Genomic DNA, 22,305 nt, shown 5'->3' on the forward strand with positions numbered 1-22,305 from the left:
GTGGCCTTCGCGCCGGGGCTGCTCGCCGGGCGAAGGGCGCTGGTCACCGGCGGTGGAACGGGCCTCGGGCGGAGCATCGGCAGGCGGTTCCTCGACCTCGGCGCGTCGCTCGCGATCTGTGGCCGGCGCGCCGCAGTGCTCGACGCGACGGCGGAGGCGCTTCGGACCGAAGTGCCCGGCGCTGAGGTCACGACGCATCCCTGCGACATCCGGAATGCCGCGGCGGTCGAAGAGATGCTGGATGCGGTGTGGCGCCACGGCGCGCCGGACATCCTGGTCAACAACGCGGCGGCCAACTTCCTGGCGCAGACGCATCGGCTCTCGGCGCGGGCGGTGGATGCTGTGCTGGGCACGACCTTGCACGGCGCGGCGTATTGCACCATCGGCTGCGGGCGTCGCTGGATCGAGGCCGGGCAGCCGGGCGTCGTGCTTTCGATCCTCACGCTCTCGGCGCTGCAGGGCGGCGCCTTCACGACGCCCTCGGCGATGGCGAAGGCCGGGCTGCTGGCCATGACGCAGAGCCTCGCTGTCGAATGGGGGCCGCATGGCATCCGGCTGGTGGCGATCGCGCCGGGCACCTTCCCGACCGAGGCCGCCGTCGCGCGGCTGCGGCCAGGCGGCCTGGATCACGCCGGCGTGCCGCTCCGGCGCGCCGGACGGCACGAGGAACTGGCCGACCTCGCCGCCTTCCTCGTCTCCGGCCACGCAGGTTACATCACCGGGGAATGTGTGGTGGCGGATGGCGGACGTCGACTGCTCAGCGGCGCGCGGGCCGGCGCGCAGGAGATGCTGGACTGGACCGACGCCCAATGGGCCGCGCAGCGTGCACGTACTCCGGTGCGGTAGGGGGTTGTGGCCATGGCCTTCGCGGAGATCGCCTACGACGTCGATGATCGCATCGTGACCATCACTCTGAACCGGCCCGAGAAACGCAATGCATGGTCGGCCGCGGTGGAGGCGGAGGTGCGCGAAGCCTTCACGCGCGCCGCGGCCGACGACGGCGTGCGCGTGATCATCCTGACCGGGGCCGGCAGCACCTTCTGCGTCGGCGCCGACGTCAACGGGATTGCCGGCCGCACGCCGGAGCGTCCCCGCTTCGCCGGAGTCACGCCGCCGCCGGGCGGCGCACCACCGGTCGACGACCTCGCGCGCCGCTATTCCTACATCCTCAACATCGGCAAGCCCGTCATCGCCGCGATCAACGGCGCCGTTGCCGGCGTCGGGTTGGCGGTGACGCTGTTCTGCGACCTGCGCTTCATGGCGGGGGGCGCGCGCCTCGCCTGCGCCTTCCCGCGGCGCGGGCTGATCGCCGAGCATGGCAGCGCCTGGATGCTGCCCAGGCTGATCGGCCCGATGAACGCTGCCGACCTGCTGCTGTCCGGCCGCACCGTCACGGCGGAGGAGGCCGCCGCCATGGGCCTCGTGCGCGTGCTGCCGGCCGAGGGCTTCGGCGCGGCGGTACGGGCCTATGCGGCGGATATCGCGGCGAACTGCTCGCCGCGCTCGCTCCGCATCATCAAGCGCCAGCTTGCTCTCGCGCCGCTGCAATCGCTGTCGGCCGCGATCGAACTGGCCGAGGCGGAGCAGGCAGCGACCATCGGCACCGAGGACCGCCGCGAAGGCGCCGCCGCCTTCCTGGAGAAGCGCCGGCCCGACTTCACCGGCCGCTGAAGCGCGGGCCGAGGCCGCCGGCTTCGCGCAGTGCCTCGCGGGCCGGTTCGTCGAGGCCGAGCAGGCCGCCCAGAACCTCTCCCTCGTGCTGGTTCAGGAAGGGGCTCGGCTCAAAGGGCGGCGGCGGCGCGCCCTCGATCCGCAGCGGCGTCGCCGGCAGCACGACGCGGCCGACCTCCGGATGGTCCACCCAGCGCAGCATGCCGCGCTCGTGCATGCCGGGGTCGTTCAGCACTTCCTCGAGCGTGCGAACGGGCGCCGCCGGAACGCCGTGCTCGCGCGTCAGGGCCTCGAGTTCCGCGCGGGTATGCGCGGCGGTCCAGGTGGTGACGAGGCTATCGACCTCCGCCATGTGCCGCACCCGGTCGGGATTGCTGCGGAAGCGTTCGTCGCCGACGAGCGCCTCCTGGCCCATGGCGCGCAGCAGGCGGTCCCAGTGGCCCTCCGTCACGACGATGATGGCGATCCAGCCGTCTGATGCCGGGTAGACGTTGTAGGGCGCCATGGCGAGGCCCGCATGGCTGTTGCCGGTGCGCGGCGGCACGTCCTGCAGCATGCCGCCGAAATGCATGCCGATCGCGGAGGCGAGCGTCGAGTATGCGGCATCCTGCATGGCGACATCGACGAAGGCGCCCTTGCCGGTGCGCCCGCGGGCGAACAGCGCGGTCATGATGGCGCCATAGAGATGCGTGCCGCCCAGGAAGTCGCAGACGGTCGGCCCCGCCTTGGTGGGTGGGCCGTCGGGATACCCCGTCGTGTGCATGACGCCGACGGCAGCCTGCACCGTCAGGTCCATCGCCAGCCTGTCCTTGTCGGGGCCGTCCTGGCCATAGCCGGATCCCGCCGCGTAGACGAGGCGCGGATTGCGCCGGAGCAGCGCCTCGTGCCCGAGGCCGAGCCGATCCATGACGCCTGGCGAGAAGTTCTCGATGACGACATCCGCGCGCTCCACGAGGCGGAGGAACACGTCGCGCCCGGCCGCGTTCTTGAGGTCGAGGGAGATGCCCTTCTTGTTCGAGTTGAGCATCGCCATCGGCACCGAGCCGCCGGCCACCATGGCGCGACGGCGCAGCGGCTCGCCGGTCGGCGGCTCAACCTTGATGACGGTCGCGCCGGCCATCGCCATCAGGAAGCCGGCATAGGGCGCCTGGTAGATGTGCCCGAGATCGAGGACGAGCAGGCCCTCGAGCGGCCGGGTCACGGCGTCAGACCTTCCCGCCGAGGATGCGCCGGCCGATCGCGCTGCGGTGCACCTCGGACGGTCCTTCGTAGACGCGCATCAGCCGCACCTGCTGGTGCATGAGCTGCAGCGGCAGTTCCTTCGTGACGCCCATGGCGCCCCAGGTCTGCATGGCGTTGTCCAGCACCTGCTGCGCCATCTCGGTGGCACGGACCTTCAGGATGGAGGCCTCCGTCCGCACGTCCGCGCCGGCATCGAGCTTCCCGGCCAGGTCCTCCACCATCAGGCGGCAGGCATGCATCTCCATCGCCGCATCGGCGGCGAACCACTGGATCGCCTGACGGTCAGCCAGGCGCACGCCCCAGGTCACGCGGTTCTGTGCCTGCTCGGTCATCATCTCAAGTGCGCGGCGCGCCATGCCGACGCAGCGCGCGCCCATCTGCATGCGGCGCACGTTCAGGCGCAGCTGCATCGGCGCGTAGCCGCGGCCGAGCTCGCCCAGCACGTTCGCCGCGGGCACGCGGCAATCCTCGAAGACCAGCTCATAGGTCGTGCGGCCGCCCAGCATCGGGATGGCGCGCTCGATGACGAAGCCGGGGGTGCCGCGTTCGACGATAAAGGCGGTGATGCCGTCCTGGCGCTTGCCTTCGCCCGTGCGTGCCATGAGTATAATGAAGTCGGCGCGCGGGACGTTGGAGACCCAGATCTTGCGCCCGTTGATGACCCAGTCGTCGCCGTCCCGCACGGCGCGCGTTGTCATCCCGGCGGGATCGCCGCCGGCGCCGGGCTCGCTGATCGCCATGGCGGAGCGCTGGTCGCCCTTCGCATAGGGCGTGAGGTACTTCTCGCGCTGCATCGGGCTCGCGACCGAGAGCATCATGTGCAGGTTCGGGCTGTCGGGCGGGATGGTGAAGGGCACGCAGGCGCGGGCCATCTCCTCCTCCGCCGCGGCGAGGGACAGGAGCGGCAGGTTCGCGCCGCCGAACTCCTCCGGCACGTCGAGGCCCCAGAGACCGAGTTCCTGGCACCGGGCGAGGAGCTTCGCCTCCTCCTCCTCGGTCAGCTTGAAGCCGCCGCCGGTCGCTTCCCGCTTCAGCACCGCGGGCTCGAGCGGCATCAGGTCGCGCTCGACGAACTTTGCCACGAGGTCCCGGAGCATACGGGTCTCCTCGGAGGCGGCATGGGGCTGGTTGTGGTCCATCAGGCGATCCTCCGGCGTCGCGGATACCGACCACCAGGGGCCGGCGGCGTCAAGCGGGCGGGGCGGTCAGCGGAGGTAGCGCCAGCGGAAGCGGTCGCCCGCCGCCTCGACCCGCCCGACCGACGGGTCGGGAAAGTGGATCGGCAGGATCCGCGTATCCGTGCCCGCCACCCGGCCCAGGAAGCGGCGCCGGCTGGCCTCGGCTTCTGCCGGGTCCCAGCAGAAGATCGTGGACCAGTCCGGCTGGTGCACCTGCAGCGCGTGGTGCATCAAGTCGCCGGTGATCACGGCGTGCTGCCCGCCGCTGCGGATGTGGACGCAGCAATGGCACGGCGAATGGCCGGGCGTCGGCTCGATGGTGATGCGGTCGTCGAGCGCGAAGTCGTCGTCCACCAGCAGGGCCTGGCCGGCCTCGACGACAGGCTCACAGTTGAATCGGAAGACGTTGCCGCCGCCGCCCGGCCTCTCGACCGCCGCCTTCGTCGTCGCCTCCCAGGCCGCGTATTCGCGCTTGTGAAAGACGTATTTCGCGCGCGGGAAGGTCGGTACCCAGCGTCCGTCGCGCAGCACCGTGTTCCAGCCCGAATGGTCGATGTGGAGGTGGGTGCAGAAGACGTAGTCGATGTCCTCGAAGGACAGCCCCTCGGCCTTGAGACCGTCGAGCCAAGGCTGCTTCGGGAAGTCCATCGGGGCGGGATAGCCCTTGTCGTCGCCCGTGCAGGTATCGACCAGGATGGTGTGGTGCGGGGTACGCACGACGTAGGTCTGGTAGGTGATGACCATCTTGCCGGAGGCGACGTCGTAGGTCTCGGGCTCGATCTCCTTCAGGCGTGCGGCGAGCAGGTCCGGCGCTTCGGCAGCCTTTGGGAACATCGCCTCCGGAGCGCGCCAGGGCCCGTCCCGCTCGATGATGCTGGTGATGGTCACGTCGCCGATGGTCAGCTTGCGCATGGGCTTGGTCATTCCTTCCCGTAGGTCATTCAGCGCGGATGCCGGCGGCCGCGGCGACGCGCTGCCAGGTCGGCACGTCCTCGGCCAGCCGGGCGGCCAGCACGTCGGGAGCGCTCATCAGGGGCTCGGCGCCGAGCCGTGCGAAGCGCGCCCGGAAGTCCGCATCGCCGCGCAGCGTGGCAAGTTCCCGCGACATGCGCGCCAGGATCGGCGCCGGCAGGTCCTTGGGTGCCGCGATCGCATACCAGTTCGGCGCGATGTAGCCCGGCACCATCTCGACTGCTGCGGGCACCTCCGGCAGGGCGGGGATGCGCGCCGCCGTCGTCACCGCGAGAATCCGCGCCCGGCCTTCACGGGCATGGTTCAGCGTCTCGACGGTGCTTGCGAAGACGAGGTCGATGTCGCCCGCGTAGAGTGCGTTCATTGCCGCGGCGGCACCGCGGTAGGGCACATGGACCAGTTCGATCCCCGCAGTCGTGCCGAACAGAGCGCCCGAGAGGTGGTTCGAGGATCCGATGCCCGAAGTGCCGTAGGTCACTGTTCCAGGCTTGGCGCGCGCCTCCGCCACCAGGTCGCCGAGCGCCGCAAAGCGATGGTTCGCGCGCACGACGATGGTCGTCGCGATCTCCGCAACCAATGACACGGGCGTCAGGTCGGTGCGCGTGTCGAAGCCGAGGTTCGCGTAGATCGCGGGCAGGATCGCCAGCGAGGAGGAGGTCAGCACGAAGGTATAGCCGTCCGGCGGCGCCTGAACGGTGTTGCGCAGGCCGATCGCGCCGCCGGCCCCGGTGCGGTTCTCGATGATGAAGCTCTGGCCGAGCGGCTCGCGCAGCTTCTCCCCGATCATCCGTCCGACCGTGTCGATCGGGCCGCCGGCGGAGAAGGGGATGATCAAGCGTATCGGCCGCGAGGGCCAGGCCTCCTGCCCGCGGGCGACGAGCGGCACGGCGAGGGCGAGCCCGAGGGCGGGCAGGTGACGGCGGCGCATGTTCTCATTCCCTCCACGACGGATCGATTGCGTCGATGCGGCGCATCAGCCCCTGCCATTCCAGCGGCCCGTAGGTACGCGAAGCACCCGGCGCGTACATGGCACAGGACTTCGCCACGACCTCGGGGCTCGGCATCTCGAGTTCGGTATTGCAGGCCATCGCCTGCAATTGCGCCTGGCAGGCGCGTTCCAGCCCCCACATCGCGATGAACGCTTCCGGCATGCTGGCGCCGACCGTCAGCAGCCCATGGTTGCGCAGGATGCAGTAGTTCAGCGATCCAAGCGACCCGGCCAGCGCTTCTCGTTCGCTCGGGTCGCGCTCGGGCCCCCGGAAATCGTGGTAGGCGATGCGGCCGTAGAACCGTGTCGCGGTCTGCGTCAGCGGCAGCAGACCGCATTTCATCGCGGAGACCGCCATACCGGCGATGGTGTGCGTGTGCATCGCCGCCATCACGTCCGGCCGCGCGCGGTAGAGAGCGCTGTGGATGGTGAACCCCGCCGGGTGCAGGCCGTAGGGCAGGTCGGGGCGATAGAGGATTTCGCCGTCCAGGCTGACCTTCAGCAGGGAGGACGCCGTCATCTCCCCGAAGAACAGGCCGTTCGGGTTGATCAGGAAGTGGTCCGCGCTGTCGGGCACGCGCGCGGTGATGTGCGTGTAGATCATGTCCGACATGCCGTAGTGTTCGCAGAGGCGGTAGCAGGCCGCGAGGTCAAGCCGCGCCTGCCATTCCGCCTCGCTGACCAAGCCGTGCAGCGGTGCGATCCGGAGCGGGCCCATGCTTGTCATGCGTTCCTCCCGTCGCCCTCGGTGAGGCGATCATCGGGCTGAGGTTCGGCCACCGACGGGCGCCGCGCAAGATGGCGGTTCAGCTGCGCACTGCCTCTCGCTGCGCGATCCAACTGGTGGCGACGAAGATGATGGCGGCGCCGGCGAAGGTGGTGGTGGCCGGCGTCTCGCTGAACACAAGCCAGCCGAGCGCTGAGGCCCAGAGCATGTCGATGAACTTCACCGGCTGCGTGGCGGACATGTCGGCGATGCGGAAGGCTTCGGTCAGGCACCAGTGACCTGCACTTCCGAGCAGGCCAGTCATCAGGAACCAACCCCACTGCTCGGCCGAGGGCCAGGTCCAGCCGGGGATGGCAAAAGGCAGCGTGAAGGCGGCGACCGTGATCGCCTGCCAGGCAACGATCACCTCCGGCCGATCCCGCCGGGTCAGTGCCTTCGTGATCAGGAAGGAGGCGGCGAAGAGGGGGGAGGAGGCGAGCATCACGAGCGACCAGGCGCCGCCGCCGCCCACGAGGTTCGGCACCACCACCACCATGACGCCTGTGAAGCCGATGCCCGCGGCGATCCAGCGGGCGCGGACAACCGGCTCGCCCAGGAACAGAACGGCGCCGGCCATGATGAAGATCGGGCCCGTGAAGCCGATCGCGGTCATGTCCGCCAGCGGCACGTGCGGGAGCGCCCAGAACCAGAGCAGCAGGCCCGCCGTATGGACCAGCCCGCGCCAGCCCTGCCCCTTGATGTCGTGCGGTCGCCAGGCCGCAAGGCCGGTGCGCAGCACGAAGGGCAGGAGGACGACCAGGCCCGCGAGGTACCGCAAGAACTGCGTCTGGAATGGGTCGAGTTGCTGCGCGAGGCTGCGCCCAATGGTATTCAGCAGGCAGAACAGCAGGCCCGCGACCGCCATCCAGGCCATGCCGCGCAGGGTGGCGGCGCGGCTCGGCCGTGCTTCCGGGGAGGTCACGCTGCCGCGCTCTCCCGTCCCAGGATTCGCGCCAGCGCCGCGTTGAAGGCGTCGGGCGCCTCATAGGCGACCCAATGGCCGGCGCCCGGGATCAGTTCGGTCCGGGCGTCGGGGCGCATCTCGCGCACCAGGTCGAGGCGCAGAGACACATATGGCCGCGCAATGGCGTCCTGCTCCCCATAGATCGCGCCGAGTGGCGCGCGGCTCCGTAGGATCGCCTGCTTCAGCGAGTCCGTGTTCGCCCAGCCACGGCTCTTGAAGCGCGCGCGCCGGGTATGGAGGTCCTGCATCGCCAGCGCCGCCTCGTCGATCCGCGCTGCGTCTGCGAACATGAGCGCCGCGAGATTGTGCCGATTGGCCTCGTCCCTCGCCATGCCTTCGAGATGCCGGACCTTCACGAGTTCGGTCGGGCTGCGGACGAAGCCGAGCGCACCGGCGCCCACGATGGTCAGCGACCGGCAGGCGTCCTGATCCAGCGCAGCGAGGTGGCCGGCGCAGAGCGCTCCGAAGGAGAAGCCCGCGAGGTCGTAGCCCTGTCCTTCGGGCAACAGGATCTGCAGGCCGTGCTGCAGGATCGTGGCGATGCTCTCGGGCGAGGCCGGCTCCGGCGGCAGGTCGCTGTCGCCGAGCCCCGGCAGGTCCGGGCAGATCACCAGCCTGTCGCGGGCGAAGACGTGGATGTTGCGCAGCCAGTGACGCCACGAACCCGACCCGCCATGCAGGAGCACGAGTGGCCGACCCTGTCCCCACGCCCGCCAAACGAGGGAACCGCCACCGCATGGCGTCTCGGCGCGCCGCGCGGGCGCGGCTGCGGCGCGTAGGTCCGGGTGGGGTTCCTCGCGTTCCGAATTCGCGCTCCAAGCGCCGAGGCTCATCCGCAGGTCTCTCTCCGCACGCCGCGACGCATCCTAGGCCAGCGGCGAAACGGGTCCACCCGTCTCGGACTCAGGCGACCGCGATCCTCCTGGGTGGCGGCTCCTCGCCCAGGTCCCCAAGACCAAGGCGTTGCTCGAGGGCCGGCAGCGTCCCGCGGGCGGCGGCGACAACGCGGGCCTGCAGGTCCTGTGAGGCATCGCCGGCGCGCGCCGCCTTCTGCAGTGCCTCCGCCTCATCGGCGAGTCGCGTTGCGCCGAGCGTCCGCGCGGCGCCGACAATTCGGTGCGCCGCGTGCTGCACATGCGCGGCATCGGTCCTTTCGGAGGGGGCGGCATGGGTCAGCAGCGCGAGGGCCCGCCTCAGTTCGCCAACGAACTCGGCGAGGATGCCATGGGCGGCGTGGCCGAGTTCACGCTCGAGCATGTCGAGTGCCGATGTATCGAGGAATGGTGGACCCGATTCGTCCGCATCCGGCGGGGCTTCGGGCTCCGGGCTACGGCGCGGCAGGCTGCGCAGCACTTCGAGCAGCACCCTGCGGTCCAGGGGCTTCGGAAGATGCGCATCCATGCCGGCGCGTCGCGCGGCCTCCACCTGCTCCGGGAGGGCGGATGCGGTGAGCGCGATCACAGGAACCCTCGCGGCCGGCGCCGACAGCGCGCGGATCCGCCGTGTCGTCTCGAAGCCGTCCATCTGCGGCATCTGCAGGTCCATCAGAACGGCGTCGAAACGCTCGCGTTCCAGCGCCAACAGGGCCCCGCTGCCGTCTTCGACAAGGGTCACCTTGTGTCCGGCAGACACGAGCATCGCCTCCGCGATCTGCCGGTTTGCGGCAACGTCGTCGACGACGAGGATGTGCAGGGCGGTCGTCTCGTCGGAGGGCTGCACCACCGGCTCGTTCAAGGGAAGTATCTCGGCTGCGTTCGCGGCCACCAGCGGAATCTCGATCCAGAACAGCGCCCCGCCCCCGGCCGGGGCTTCGCAGCCGATTGTGCCGCCCATCAGATCCACGAGGCGTGCCGAAATGGCGAGGCCGAGGCCCGTGCCCTGTGGTTCCGGGCCGCTGTTCGGCGCGAGCTGCACGAAGTCCTCGAACAGCAGGTGCCGCTGCGCTGCCGGCACGCCTGGTCCGGTATCGGCGACCTCGATGCGCATGCTGCCGCCCGGCAGGTGGCGCACCCTGAGGTCCACGCGTCCGCCTGCTGGGGTGAACTTCACGGCGTTCGAAAGAAGGTTGAGCAGGAGCTGGCGCATCCGCAGTGGGTCGAGCCGCGCGGCCTCGGGCAATCCTTCGTCCATGTCCAGCCGGAAGGAGAGCGCCTTGCGGGCGATCTCCGGCTCGAGCAGCGTCGCACAGCCTTCGAGGAGCTGGCGCAGATGCACCGCCCGCGGCGCGAGATCGAGCCGCCCGGCCTCGATCTTGGAGAGATCCAGCAAGCCGTTGACGAGATCGAGCAGATGGCGCCCGGCCTCGTGCAGGGTGGTCACGTGCTCACGCTGTTCGGGCGTCAGCCGCGGATCGTGGAGCAGGACCTGCGCGAAGCCTAGGACGCCGTTGAGCGGCGTGCGTAACTCGTGCGACACGCGCGCCAGGAAGCGGCTCTTTGCTTCGCCGGCCGCGGCGGCTGCGTCGCGCGCGGCGGCCAGGTCCTGCATCGCGCGCTTGAGCACCGTGATGTCCGTGCGAATGCCGACCGTGCCGCCGTCGGGCGTTCGCCGTTCCGTGATCAACACCCAGCGGCCGTCGGGCAGAAGCCGCTCCATGGGCGGCTGGTCGCCAAGGTGGAACGCCTTGCTTTCGCGGACGAAGGCTTCGAGGTCCGTGCCGGCCTGAGGATACTGGCCCAGCCGCGCGCCCTCGCGCATGATATCCTCGAAGCGCGCCCCGGGCTGGATGACATGCGCGCTGATCCGATAGAAATCCAGATAGCGACTGTTGCACGCGACCATCCGGTCCTCGGCGTCGAACATCACGAAGCCGTCCGACATGGATTCGAGGGCATTTTCCAGCGTTTGCCGGGCCTTTGTGCGTTCTTCCTCCGCCCGCCCGCGCTGGCCCAGGACATACATCAGCGTCACGGCGATGAGAGCGATGACGGCGCCGAGGACGCCCGACAGCATCAGCGCCCGCAGGCGGTCCCGGTACCACCCCGCCATCGCGTCATCCACACCGATGGCCGTGGTGATGACAAGCGTCGGATAGAGCGCAAGGCGCGCGGACGCGAAGACCAGCTGACCGGTGAACCGGCTGTTGGTGACGACGGTGAGCGAGGCGTCGGTGTCGGGCGGTAGCAAGGCGCCGATGCGCTGGCCGATCCGCGTCTCGTCATGCGGTACGGAGGCGAGCAGGGTACCGTCGTCCCGTTCGAGGGTCGTGCGCAGGCCAGGGGCCTCACCAGCCGCGGAGAGCAGCGCGCGGACCGATGGCACGGGCAATTCGGCCACCGCCAGCACGGGGCCGATACCTCTCAGGGTGATGTTCCGTGCCAGGAAAAGCGTCCACTCGCCGGTGCTGGGGTTGCGCACCGGGCCACCGATCGTGACACCGCCGCGGGCGGCGGCGAGCTCGGAAAAGCCGGTCTCGACCGGCAAGGGCAGTCGCCGACGCCGCGACACCGGCAGCGCGGTCGCGATCGGAAGTCCGTTCGGGCCGAGCAGCAGGATGTCGCGGTAGGTGAAGTTCTGGTTGATCAGCTGTCGCAGGATCCGGTTGACCGCGGCGATGTCGGCCTGCTCGCCCGACGCGAAGGGCGCGAGCATCGCGGGCAGGCCTGCGAGCATCGCGTCGACCTGCACGAAAGCTCTGTTGATGGAAGCTTCCGTCGCGATGCCGACGCGCTGGACCGCCTCCTCTGCCGCCCGCACCTGCGCGTCGCGCGCCCGTCCGATGATCAGGAGTGCAGCGATCGTCTGCGCCAGCAGCAGGGCGAGCGCACCGATCAGGATCGCGCGGCGCAGGAGGCGGGTGTTGTGCATCTCAGTCCGGGCGCGCGGTCACGCCGAGCGCCGGCGCAAGCCGTTCGTTCCACGCGTCGACGCAGGGCTCGCCGCAGCGACGGACCCAGCCCGGCAGCACCGTTTCTGTCAGGAGCTGGAGGCGCCGTGCCTCGTCTGCGGGCGTCGTCGGCACCAGCGTCATCGTGCCGCGGCGGCCGGACCGGCAACTGGCCTGTCCTGTATTGCAGGCGAGGCCCTCCCCGGTCTCGATCTCGGCTGCATTCCAGATCTGGCGCTCGAGATCTGCGACCTCGCTGCGTATCAGGGTCCGCGCCCATTCGGGCAGGGCGTTCCAGGCCTGCCGGTTGGCGCCGAAAACGGAAAGGCCCCACGTGATCGCCATTCCATGCATATGGGTGGTCACCTCGTGCAGCCCGATCGAGTTCGCCGACAGGGTTCCCGTCACCGCGCATTCGACCACGCCCGAGCGCAGGGCAGCGAGGGTTTCGCCGAAGGGAATCACGACCGGCGTTGCGCCAAGGACGGCGAACATCTCGGACTGCCCGACGGACGAGGTCCTGATCCTCCGTCCTTCGAGGTCCGCCAGGCCCCTGAAGAGATCGCGGCAGAACACCACCTGCGCCGGGTAGGTGTAGACAGCCAGGAGCTCGACGTCGTAGCGCTCGGCCAGGATCATCTCGAGATGCGGCCGGTAGAGCGCCACCGAGCGGCGCAGCGAGGCCATGTCCGGATTGACGATCGGCAGGTCGACCGCGTTGAATTCCGGCTCCTCGTTGCTCACGACCGCAAGCAGCGCCGTGCCGAAGGGAACCACGCCGAGCCGCATCAGCGCCAGCATCTCCTGGGCGCGGATGCCGCTTCGATCGAAGGGCGCGATCTCGGCCCGGATGCGCCCGCCGGACGCTTCGGCGAGGTGCTGACGCCAGAACGGCTCCTCGTAGCGGACGTATTGGCTGACCTCCGCGAGGCCGCCGACGATCTTGAGGCGGAGCTCGGGCTCGGGCTGCGCGGAAGCCTGCGCGAGCGCGAGGGCCGGCTGAAGCAGCGGCGCCGTCGCCAGCAGCAGAACGGACATGACATGGCGGATCGCGGATCGAGCCATCGGAATCTCCTGAAACGCCAGCATGCTCGTTTTTGCCAGCTTTGGGGACCAGGTTGTCACAGATTTCGTTAACGGAGCCGCCTGCCCGTTGCCGAGAATGCAGGATAGTGTAGGCATCCGCGCGGTGGGTGCCGGCGGGCCCGGCAGTCCTGCGGCAGGTTACTGCCAGCGGCAACACCAGGTGGAGTCCCATGGGCACGAGCCGAACAGCCATTGCCAGCCATCGGGGCGGATCCTTCCTCTGGCCCGAGAACAGTCTGACGGCGTTCCGTGAATCGTCACGTCTCGGGGTCGAGCAGGTCGAATGCGACGTCCATGCGTCAGCCGACGGCGATCCCGTCATCATGCACGATGCGACGCTCGACCGCATGAGCGACGGCATCGGGCCCGTCGATGCGCTGCCGACCGCGGCCTTCGCCGGGCTCCGGGTCCGCGGGTGCGAGGCGCGTCGCGTGCCCATGCTCGATGACCTCATCGGGATCCTTCACGGCGCCGGCATCGCGCCCCGCATCGAGATCAAGTCGGACCGGCAGGGGCGCGCCTATCCAGGTTTCGTGCCGCGTGTCCTGGACGCCCTGGATCGGAAGGGGATGCGGCGGGACGCCTGGATCATCTCCTTCGCGGCTCCGACCGTGGCGGAAGCGGCGGCTGCCGGCGGGCTGGCTGGCGTCGCCTGGTTGCTCGACGACCGCAGTTGGCGGGCGCTCGGCGTCCGGGGGGCGGTCGCCGTGGCGCAAGGCTACGGTTTTCCGGAGATCGGCCTGCACGAGGCGACGCTCGATGCCGAGGGGTGTGCGGCTCTGCGGGCTGCGGGGCTGGGCATCTCGGTCTGGGGCGCCGATCGAGAAGCGTCGATCCGTCGCGCACTTGGATTGGGGGTCGATGTCCTCACGACCGACGATCCGGTCCTCGCGATCCGGTTGCGCGGCTGACGGCCTGCCGGCGCGAAATGCGCTTGGCAGGCGGAAGCGTCCCGGCGATCCTGGCAGGGAGGAGACGCCATGGCCCTGAACCAGATCCCCACGCTCGATTTCGGCCTCGGCGACGAGGTCGACATGTTGCGCGACAGCGTCCGGTCCTTCGCGGCCGAGCGCATTGCGCCGATCGCTGCCGAGATCGACCGGACCGACGAGTTCCCCCGGCATCTCTGGCCGGAGATGGGCGCGCTTGGCCTGCATGGCATCACGGTCGAGGAGGAGCATGGCGGCGCCGACATGGGCTACGTCGCCCATTGCGTGGCGATGGAGGAGGTGAGCCGCGCCTCGGCGTCCGTCGGGCTGTCCTACGGCGCGCACTCCAACCTCTGCGTCAACCAGATCCGGCGCAACGGCACCGACGCGCAGAAGCGCCGCTACCTGCCGAAACTGATCTCCGGCGAACATCTCGGCGCGCTCGCCATGAGCGAGCCGGGCGCGGGGAGCGACGTGGTCTCGATGCGCCTGCGCGCGGAGAAGCGCGGCGACCGGTACGTGCTCAACGGCACGAAGATGTGGATCACCAATGCCCACTACGCCGAGACGATGGTGGTCTACGCCAAGACCGACCCCGATGCGGGGCCGAAGGGGATCACCGCCTTCATCGTCGAGCGCGGATTCAAGGGATTCCGAGCGGCGCAGAAGCTCGACAAGCTCGGTATGCGGGGTTCGCCCACCAGCGAACTGGTCTTCGAGGATTGCGAGGTGCCGGAGGAGAACGTGCTTGGGCAGGTGGGCGGCGGCGTGCGCGTGCTCATGTCCGGCCTCGACTATGAGCGCGCGGTATTGGCCGCCGGGCCGATCGGCATCATGCAGGCCTGCCTCGACCTCGTCGTGCCGTACGTCCATGAGCGCAAGCAGTTCGGGCAGGCAATCGGCGAGTTCCAGCTGATCCAGGCGAAGCTGGCCGACATGTACACGCAGCTCAGCGCCTGCCGGGCCTACGTCTATGCCGTGGCGCGCGCCTGCGACCAGGGGCGGACGTCGCGCAAGGATGCCGCCGGCGCCATCCTCTTTGCGGCCGAGGCGGCGACGAAGGCCTCGCTCGATGCGATCCAGATCCTGGGCGGCAACGGCTACATCAACGACAATGCGACAGGACGCCTGCTGCGCGATGCGAAGCTCTATGAGATCGGCGCCGGCACCAGTGAGATCCGCCGCATGCTGATCGGGCGCGAACTGTTCAAGGAGACGGCGTGAGCCACCTGCTCGCTTCCTCGGTTGACCCGCGCTCGGACTCGTTCCGGGCGAACGCGGGTTCGATGCGCGCGCTGCTCGACCGGCTTGCGTCCGAGGTCGACACCGCAGCCGCTGGCGGTCCTGCATCGGCCCGGGAGAAGCACCTCGCCCGCGGCAAGCTCCTGCCGCGGCAGCGGGTCGAGCGGGTACTCGATCAGGGGGCACCCTTCCTCGAACTGTCGCCGCTCGCGGCGCACGGGATGTATGGCGGCGATATCGCCGGCGCGGGCATCATCACGGGAATCGGCCGCATTGCCGGGCGCGAATGCGTGATCGTCGCCAATGACGCGACAGTAAAGGGCGGCACCTATTTCCCCATCACGGTGAAGAAGCACCTGCGTGCGCAGGAGGTCGCCTGGCAGAATCGCCTGCCCTGCATCTACCTCGTGGATTCCGGCGGCGCGAACCTGCCGAACCAGGACGAGATTTTTCCGGACCGCGAGCATTTCGGCCGAATTTTCTACAATCAGGCGCGCATGTCGGCGGCGGGCATCCCGCAGGTGGCGGCCGTCATGGGGTCCTGCACCGCCGGCGGCGCCTATGTGCCCGCCATGTGTGACGAAGCTGTGATCGTGCGCGAGCAGGGCACGATCTTCCTCGGCGGACCGCCGCTCGTGAAGGCGGCGACGGGAGAGGTCGTAAGCGCCGAGGATCTCGGCGGCGCAGACGTCCATACGCGTCTCTCGGGCGTCGCCGACCACTTCGCGGCCGACGACATGCACGCGCTTGGCCTGGTGCGGCGGATCGTGGGAAACCTGGGCGCACCTGTGCAGGCAGCGTCCGGCCTTCGGGGCGCCGTGCCGCCGCGATACGATCCGGCGGAGTTGCACGGCATCGTCCCTCTGGACCTCCGAACGCCCGTCGAGGCACGTGAGATCATCGCCCGCATCGTCGACGGCTCCGAGCTCGACGAGTTCAAGCACCGATACGGCACGACGCTGGTGTGCGGCTTCGCGCGCATCTGGGGGATGCCGGTCGGGATCCTCGCGAACAACGGCATCCTGTTCTCGGAATCCGCGCAGAAGGGCGCGCATTTCGTCGAGCTCTGCTGCCAGCGCGGCATCCCACTGCTGTTCCTGCAGAACATCGCGGGCTTCATGGTGGGACGGAAATACGAGGCCGGCGGAATCGCGAAGGACGGCGCGAAGCTTGTCACGGCCGTCGCCTGCGCGAACGTGCCGAAATTCACGGTCATCACCGGCGGGTCCTTCGGCGCGGGCAACTACGGCATGTGCGGGCGTGCCTATTCGCCGCGCTTCCTGTTCACCTGGCCGAACTCGCGCATTTCCGTGATGGGTGGGGAGCAGGCGGCGAGCGTGCTCGCGACGCTGCGTCGCGACAACATCGAGGCGCGCGGGGAGGCCTGGCCCGCCGAGGCGGAGGAGGCATTCAAGGCCCCGATCCGCGACAAGTACGAGCGCGAGGGGGATCCCTACTACGCCACCGCGCGCCTGTGGGACGACGGCATCATCGACCCGGCCGACACGCGCGACGTGCTCGGCCTCGCCATGGCGGCGGCGCTGAACGCGCCGGTCGAGGAGACACGCTTCGGCGTGTTCCGCATGTGATGTTCCGCAGCCTTCTCATCGCCAATCGCGGCGAGATCGCCTGCCGCATCATCCGCACCGCGCGGCGCATGGGCCTCCGCTGCATCGCCGTGTTCAGCGAGGCGGACGCCGATGCGCTGCACGTCGCGATGGCCGACGAGGCGCATCCCATTGGCCCGGCGCCTGCGCGCGAGTCGTACCTTCGCGCGGACAGGATCATCGAGGTCGCGCGTGCCGCCGGCGCGGAGGCGATCCATCCGGGCTACGGGTTTCTCTCCGAGAATGCCGATTTCGCGGAGGCATGCGCCGCCGCCGGCATCGCCTTTGTGGGGCCGCCCGCGCCCGCCATCCGCGCCATGGGCAGCAAGGCGCAATCGAAGGCGTTGATGGTCGCGGCCGGCGTGCCCGTCGTGCCCGGCTATCATGGTGAAGACCAGTCCGCGCAGCGGCTTGCGGCCGAAGCGGCGCGCATCGGCTTCCCGGTGCTGATCAAGGCGAGTGCGGGCGGAGGCGGGAAGGGCATGCGCCCGGTGCTTTCGGCGCCGGACTTCCTTGACGAACTGGCGGGTGCGCGGCGCGAGGCGAAGGCCGCCTTCGGCGACGACCGGATGCTGCTCGAGCGCTACCTGCAGAAGCCCCGACACGTCGAGGTGCAGGTCTTCGCCGACAGCCATGGCCGCACGATCCACCTGCACACGCGGGACTGTTCCGTGCAGCGTCGCCACCAGAAGGTGCTGGAGGAAGCGCCGGCGCCGGACCTGGCGCCCGCGCTGCGCGAACGGCTGCACACCGCGGCGATCGCGGCTGCGCAGGCGGTCGGCTACGTCAATGCCGGCACGGTGGAATTCATCGTCGAGGGCGAGGACGCCTTCTTCATGGAGATGAACACGCGCCTGCAGGTCGAGCATCCGGTGACGGAGATGATCATCGGCCTCGACCTGGTCGAATGGCAGCTGCGTATCGCGTCCGGCGAGCCGCTTTCCCTGGACGCCGCGCCGATGCCGCGCGGCCATGCGGTCGAGGTGCGGCTCTATGCCGAGGATCCCGCGCAGGAATTCCGCCCGGCCACGGGGCGGCTTCGGCACTTCGCGCAGCCGACGACCTCGGCGGAGCTGCGCGTCGACACGGGTGTGCGGGGGGGGGATTCGATCACGCCGCACTATGATCCGATGATCGCTAAGCTCGTGGCCTGGGGCCCGGACCGCGCGGCCGCGCTGGCGCGCATGCAGGGCGCGCTGGCGGCGACGGAGATCGGCGGCCTCGTGACCAACCTCGGTTTCCTGGAACGCCTGGTCGCGCATCCCGCGATGCGGGCGGCCGAGCTCGATACCGGTTTCCTCACGCGTCACCGGGACGCGCTGATCCCGGCGCCGACGGCAGCGCCGGTGGATGCGGTCGCGGCCGCGGTCGCCATGAATCTCGTCCAGCGGTGGGGCGAGGAGGCAGGGGAGGCGCTGCGCCGGGGCGTCTCCTCGCCCTGGGATCGCAAGGATGGCTGGCGCTTGCAGGGCGCCGCCGCGCTGTTGCTCCGTCTGCGTGACGGCACGACGATCCGCGAGGCGGCGGTCTCCCTGCATCGTGGCACGATGCGCATCGCCGTCGATGGCGGCGCGGCCGTCGAGGTCGGCGCGCGCTGGCGTGAGGATGGGCCGAGCGTGGTCCTCGGCGGCGTGGAGCGCCGCATCCGCTACAATCAGGATGGTGATGCGATCGAGATCGTCTGGGGCGACGATCGCCACGTCCTCACGCGGCTTGACGCCCATGCGCCGCTGGGTGGCGAGGCCGCGGCCGAGGGGCGGCTTTCCGCACCCATTCCGGGACGCGTCGTGCAGATGCTGGTGGCGGTCGGGGACCGCGTGGCGCGCGGGCAGGTGGTCGCGATCCTCGAGGCGATGAAGACCGAGTTGCGCATCGCCGCGCCGGCGGATGGCGTCGTCGCGCATGTCGGCTGCGCGGCCGGGGACAGCGTCGAGGAAGGGACGGAGATCGTCACCCTCGCGCCGCTGGACGGGGACGCATCGCCTCCCTGAGCGGGTGGCGCAGCAGCAATCCGGCACGGCTTAGCGCGCAGCCGAGATGGATCGCCGCCGGCATGGCGGCATAGGCGGCGCCCAGCGGCAGCAGGCGCAGCAATGCGGCCAGTGCCTCGCTGCGTGCGCCGCGCTGGGCCAGTGCGCAGGCCAGCAGGAGGCCGGCTTCTGACGGCGCGACGCGTGGGCAAAGTGGGCAGCCGACGGCGGCCGGCGCCGCGCGCAGCATGGCATCGAGCGGAATGGCGGCGCTGCCCGCATCCCCGGCCGCGAGGGTCAGGCGTGTCGCCGGGAGCGGCGCCGCGCCGGCGCGCGCCGCCGCATGCCAGGTCCGGATGGTGTCGAGCAGCAGGCGCTCGGCTGCGGGCAGGTCGTCGGCCGGCGCGCCGCTCCAGGGCCAGTCGGGCAGTCCGTGCGTCGCCATGCGGGCTCCTCGTGCTGTTGCATTTCGGGGTACAGCAAATAAGAATGATTCGCAATAAAGCCCGAAGATGGATAAGCCCGTTACGGTCGCCGCGTTCTGCGCCGGCAGGGTCAGGTGAAGGGGGCGCCAGCGTCCTGTGGTTTGGCGCGGGCCGGCCCGGCCCGGCTCAATGGAAATCCCGGCTCGCCGGCATCCGCACCCGCGCGCGCGGATCGTCCCGCGGGTTGGGCCTGCGCACCTCGTCGGCCCGGGCCATGGCTGTCTCCCATCGCGCTTCCTCCATCAGGTGCAGCCCGTCCAGCAGGTCGGACCGGTCCTCCGCCCGCGCGATCAACAGGTGGATGATCGGCACTTCCGACGTCTCGTTCCGCTCCACCCGGCCTTCGGCGACGATCAGGCGGGCGGCGACCACGGCGGCGCGGAAGCGTTCCGCGATGTCTGGATACATCACGAGGTTGGCGATGCCGTGCTCGTCCTCCACCGTGAAGAAGACCACGCCCTTGGCGCTGCCGGGGCGCTGGCGCACCAGCACCAGGCCGGGCAGGCGCAGGCGGCGCCCCTGCGGCGCGCGGTTCAGCGCGCGCGTGTCGGCAAGCCCCAGCGCATCGAGCCGCGGGCGCAGCAACGCCAGCGGATGGGCGCGCAGTGTCAGCCCGGTGCCGGCGTAGTCCAGCACCGTCTGCTCGCCCGCCGTCGCACGCGGCAGGCGCGGCGCCGCTTCGTGCCCCTCGGCGGCGGCGAGGGACGGGGCCGGGCCGGAGAGCGCCGCGGCATCCCACAGCGCGGACCGCCGGTCCCGCCCGAGGCCCCGGAAGGCATCCGCCTGCGCCAAGGCTTCGAGCGCGCTGCGATCGAGCCGGGCGCGCCGCGCGAGATCGGCGATAGACGCGAAGGGTGCTTCCGCCCGCGCCGCGGCGATGCGCCCTGCCGCTTCCTCCCCCAACCCCGAGACCAGACGCAGGCCGAGCCTGATCGCGAGCCCCTCCGTGCTGCGCTGGTCGGCTTCCAAGGTGCAGTCCCAGTCGCTTGCGGCCACATCGGCCTCGCGCACCGCGACGCGGTGTTCCCTCGCGTCGCGCACGATCTGAGCCGGCGCGTAGAAGCCCATGGGCTGGCTGTTCAGCAGCGCGGTCGCGAAGACCGCGGGGTGGTGGCACTTCACCCAGGCGCTCGCATAGACCAGCAGCGCGAAGGACATGGCGTGGCTTTCCGGGAAGCCGTAGGTGCCGAAGCCTTCGATCTGGTGGAAGCAGCGCTCGGCAAAGTCCTGCGCGTAGCCGCGCCGCGTCATCCCGCTGACGAACTTCTCCCGGAATGCCGCGACCTTGCCCTCGAAGCGGAAGGTCGCCATGGCGCGGCGCAGCGCATCGGCCTCGGTCGGGGTGAACTTCGCCGCGACGATGGCGATCCGCATCGCCTGTTCCTGGAACAGCGGCACTCCGAAAGTATGGCGCAGCACCTGGGCGAGCTCGTCCGGGGGGCCGTGTTCCGGCGCCGGGCCGGGTAGGTCCACCGGCTCCTCCCCCGAGCGGCGGCGCAGGTAGGGATGCACCATGTCGCCCTGGATCGGGCCCGGGCGCACGATCGCGACCTGCACCACCAGGTCGTAGAACTTCACGGGCCGAAGCCGCGGCAGCATGTTCATCTGTGCCCGGCTTTCCACCTGGAAGACGCCGACGGCATCCGCGCGCCGCAGCATGGCATAGACGCGCGGGTCGTCCGGCGGCAGGTCCTCGAGCGCGAGGCGCCGCCCGTGGTGCTTCTCGATCAGGTCGAAGCCGCGGCGCAGGCAGCTCAGCATGCCGAGGCCGAGCACATCCACCTTCAGGATGCGCAGCGCCTCGATGTCGTCCTTGTCCCATTCGAGGGTGGTGCGCCCGTCCATCGCAGCCTGCTTCACCACCGCGAGGTCGACCAGCGGCCCCTTGGTGATGACGAAGCCGCCGACATGGGTCGAGAGATGGCGCGGGAAGTCCTGGATCTCGTCCGCCAGATCGATCGCCATCGCGAGGCGCGGGTCGGCCTCAGCATCCAGCCCGCGCTCGGCCGCGACCTCAGCCATGTCGCGATCGCCGCGCGGACCCCAGGAAGCGCGCGCGAGGCCCGCCGTGATATCCTCCGTCAGTCCCAGCGCCTTGCCCACCTCCCGAATCGCACTGCGCTGGCGGAAGCGGGTCAGCGTCGCGCAGATCGCCGCGCGGTCGCGCCCGTAGCGTTCGTAGATGTGCTGGATGACCTCCTCGCGTCGCTCATGCTCGAAATCCACGTCGATGTCGGGTGGCTCGTCGCGAGCGGCCGAGATGAAGCGCTCGAACAGCAGGTCGTGGGTGTCGACATCCGCCGCGGTGATGCCGAGCACGTAGCAGATCGCCGAATTCGCCGCAGATCCGCGCCCCTGGCAGAGGATGCCCTTCGACCGCGCGAAGCGGACGATCTCGTGCACCGTGAGGAAATATGGCGCGTAGTTCAGCTCGCGCACCAGCGTCATCTCATGCGCGATCAGCCCGCGCAGCTTGGCCGAGGCGCCCTGCGGCCAGCGTTGCACGAGCGCCTCCGCCACGCGCTTCTCGAGCGTCTGCTGCGGGCTCAGCCCGGGCTCGAGGATCTCCTCGGGATATTCGTAGCGCAGCTGGTCGAGCGAGAAGCCGCAGGCCGCGACCACGCGGCCCGTGTTGTCGATGGCTTCGGGATGGCCGGCAAACAGCCGGCGCATCTCCGCCTCGGGCTTCAGATGCGCCTCGGCATTCGGCGCGGCGGCCAGGCCCAGTGCATCGACCGTGGTCCGCAGCCGGATCGCCGTCAGCACATCGGCGATCCGCCGCCGCGCCGCGACGTGGAAGCGCGCGCCTCCGGCCGCCAGCAGCGGAGCGCCGATCGTGGCCAAGGCATCGAGGCGCCGCCGGTCGTCGCCGCCGTAGCGATGGGCGACGGCGATACAGAGCGGCAGCGCAAGCCCCTTGCGCAGCGCCGCCATGTCGCGCCGCAAACATGCGGCGAACGCCGCATCCGGCACGTCAGGCGCCACGCGCGCCAGCACGCTGCCCTCGGCCGCGCCGGCCAGCGCCTCCCGCCCGATGCGGCATTCCCCCTTGGGCGAGGCGAGCCGCGCCTCCGAGAGCATCCGCGTGAGCCGCCCCCATGCCGTGCGGTCGGCCGGCCAGGCGAGGTATTCCGCGCCGTCCTCCAGCGCGAGCCGCACGCCGGGCAGGAAGCGCAGCCCCGCCTCCCTGGCCGCAACATGCGCGCGCACCACGCCGGCGAAGGAATTGCGGTCCGCCACCCCAACCGCGGCGTGGCCCAGCGCATGGGCGGTGCGCACGATCTCATGCGGATGCGACGCCCCTTCCAGGAAGCAGAAATTGGTCAGCGCGCCGAGTTCGGCGAAGCCGCTCATGGCCTGCCGGCCCGCCGCCGTGCTC

17 protein-coding genes are annotated in these 22,305 nt (G+C 70.2%); 6 read left to right on the forward strand and 11 right to left on the reverse strand.

The window, feature by feature from the left end; genetic code table 11:
- Positions 1-846, forward strand: a complete 846-nt coding sequence (locus E8M80_RS20015) for an SDR family oxidoreductase (RefSeq protein WP_137127494.1) — start codon at positions 1-3, stop codon at positions 844-846.
- 12 nt (positions 847-858) lie between these two features.
- Positions 859-1,671, forward strand: coding sequence for an enoyl-CoA hydratase-related protein (locus tag E8M80_RS20020; RefSeq protein WP_137127495.1), 813 nt, complete (start codon positions 859-861; stop codon positions 1,669-1,671).
- Here the strand turns inward: E8M80_RS20020 and E8M80_RS20025 are convergent.
- The 9 genes from E8M80_RS20025 to E8M80_RS20065 all read right to left on the reverse strand — a co-directional run bounded on the left by E8M80_RS20025 (position 1,658) and on the right by E8M80_RS20065 (position 12,696).
- Entirely contained in the window at positions 1,658-2,872 is a 1,215-nt protein-coding gene (locus E8M80_RS20025) for a CaiB/BaiF CoA-transferase family protein (RefSeq protein ID WP_137127496.1), read from the reverse strand. The two genes, E8M80_RS20020 and E8M80_RS20025, sit on opposite strands and share 14 nt — an antisense overlap.
- 4 nt (positions 2,873-2,876) lie before the next feature.
- A complete protein-coding gene (locus E8M80_RS20030; RefSeq protein ID WP_137127497.1) occupies positions 2,877-4,052 on the reverse strand; it encodes an acyl-CoA dehydrogenase family protein in 1,176 nt (391 codons plus the stop codon).
- Positions 4,053-4,118: 66 nt separating this feature from the next.
- Complete coding sequence (locus E8M80_RS20035; protein ID WP_137127523.1) at positions 4,119-5,003, reverse strand: MBL fold metallo-hydrolase; 885 nt, start codon at positions 5,001-5,003, stop codon at positions 4,119-4,121.
- A gap of 25 nt (positions 5,004-5,028) precedes the next feature.
- The gene (locus tag E8M80_RS20040; protein ID WP_137127498.1) at positions 5,029-5,991 is read right to left on the reverse strand and encodes a tripartite tricarboxylate transporter substrate binding protein; all 963 of its coding nucleotides are present in this window, start codon (positions 5,989-5,991) and stop codon (positions 5,029-5,031) included.
- Positions 5,992-5,995: 4 nt separating this feature from the next.
- On the reverse strand, positions 5,996-6,778 hold the full coding sequence (locus tag E8M80_RS20045) for a class II aldolase/adducin family protein (RefSeq protein WP_137127499.1): 783 nt from the start codon (positions 6,776-6,778) through the stop codon (positions 5,996-5,998).
- Between the two features lie 79 nt (positions 6,779-6,857).
- Positions 6,858-7,739, reverse strand: coding sequence for a DMT family transporter (locus E8M80_RS20050; protein WP_240790132.1), 882 nt, complete (start codon positions 7,737-7,739; stop codon positions 6,858-6,860).
- Positions 7,736-8,467 (reverse strand): alpha/beta fold hydrolase, encoded by a 732-nt coding sequence (locus E8M80_RS20055; RefSeq protein WP_170979524.1) that lies wholly within the window; start codon positions 8,465-8,467, stop codon positions 7,736-7,738. Before E8M80_RS20055 ends, E8M80_RS20050 begins: the two co-directional genes overlap by 4 nt.
- A gap of 217 nt (positions 8,468-8,684) precedes the next feature.
- A complete protein-coding gene (locus tag E8M80_RS20060; RefSeq protein ID WP_137127501.1) occupies positions 8,685-11,588 on the reverse strand; it encodes an ATP-binding protein in 2,904 nt (967 codons plus the stop codon).
- Between the two features lies 1 nt (position 11,589).
- Positions 11,590-12,696: a TRAP transporter substrate-binding protein gene (locus tag E8M80_RS20065; RefSeq protein WP_206035687.1), complete on the reverse strand. Its 1,107-nt coding sequence runs from the start codon at positions 12,694-12,696 to the stop codon at positions 11,590-11,592.
- 167 nt (positions 12,697-12,863) lie between these two features.
- Here E8M80_RS20065 and E8M80_RS20070 point away from each other — a divergent pair, with 167 nt between their 5' ends.
- From E8M80_RS20070 to E8M80_RS20085, 4 genes are all read left to right on the forward strand, one after another.
- Positions 12,864-13,604 carry a glycerophosphodiester phosphodiesterase family protein gene (locus E8M80_RS20070; RefSeq protein WP_137127502.1) on the forward strand — a complete coding sequence of 247 codons (741 nt, stop codon included), beginning with the start codon at positions 12,864-12,866 and terminating at the stop codon, positions 13,602-13,604.
- Positions 13,605-13,673: 69 nt separating this feature from the next.
- Positions 13,674-14,846: an isovaleryl-CoA dehydrogenase gene (locus tag E8M80_RS20075; protein WP_137127503.1), complete on the forward strand. Its 1,173-nt coding sequence runs from the start codon at positions 13,674-13,676 to the stop codon at positions 14,844-14,846.
- Entirely contained in the window at positions 14,843-16,453 is a 1,611-nt protein-coding gene (locus E8M80_RS20080) for a carboxyl transferase domain-containing protein (RefSeq protein ID WP_240790133.1), read from the forward strand. The genes E8M80_RS20075 and E8M80_RS20080 overlap by 4 nt, the downstream gene beginning before the upstream one ends.
- Positions 16,453-18,462 carry a biotin carboxylase N-terminal domain-containing protein gene (locus E8M80_RS20085; protein WP_137127504.1) on the forward strand — a complete coding sequence of 670 codons (2,010 nt, stop codon included), beginning with the start codon at positions 16,453-16,455 and terminating at the stop codon, positions 18,460-18,462. The genes E8M80_RS20080 and E8M80_RS20085 overlap by 1 nt, the downstream gene beginning before the upstream one ends.
- Here the strand turns inward: E8M80_RS20085 and E8M80_RS20090 are convergent.
- Both E8M80_RS20090 and E8M80_RS20095 read right to left on the reverse strand, forming a co-directional pair.
- Positions 18,422-18,886 carry a hypothetical protein gene (locus tag E8M80_RS20090; RefSeq protein WP_137127505.1) on the reverse strand — a complete coding sequence of 155 codons (465 nt, stop codon included), beginning with the start codon at positions 18,884-18,886 and terminating at the stop codon, positions 18,422-18,424. The genes E8M80_RS20085 and E8M80_RS20090 overlap by 41 nt on opposite strands.
- A 166-nt stretch (positions 18,887-19,052) precedes the next feature.
- Positions 19,053-22,280 carry an error-prone DNA polymerase gene (locus E8M80_RS20095; protein WP_137127506.1) on the reverse strand — a complete coding sequence of 1,076 codons (3,228 nt, stop codon included), beginning with the start codon at positions 22,278-22,280 and terminating at the stop codon, positions 19,053-19,055.
- Positions 22,281-22,305: the final 25 nt, after the last annotated feature.

The sequence above is a fragment of the Roseomonas sp. HF4 genome (assembly GCF_005222755.1).
Lineage (GTDB): Bacteria > Pseudomonadota > Alphaproteobacteria > Acetobacterales > Acetobacteraceae > Neoroseomonas.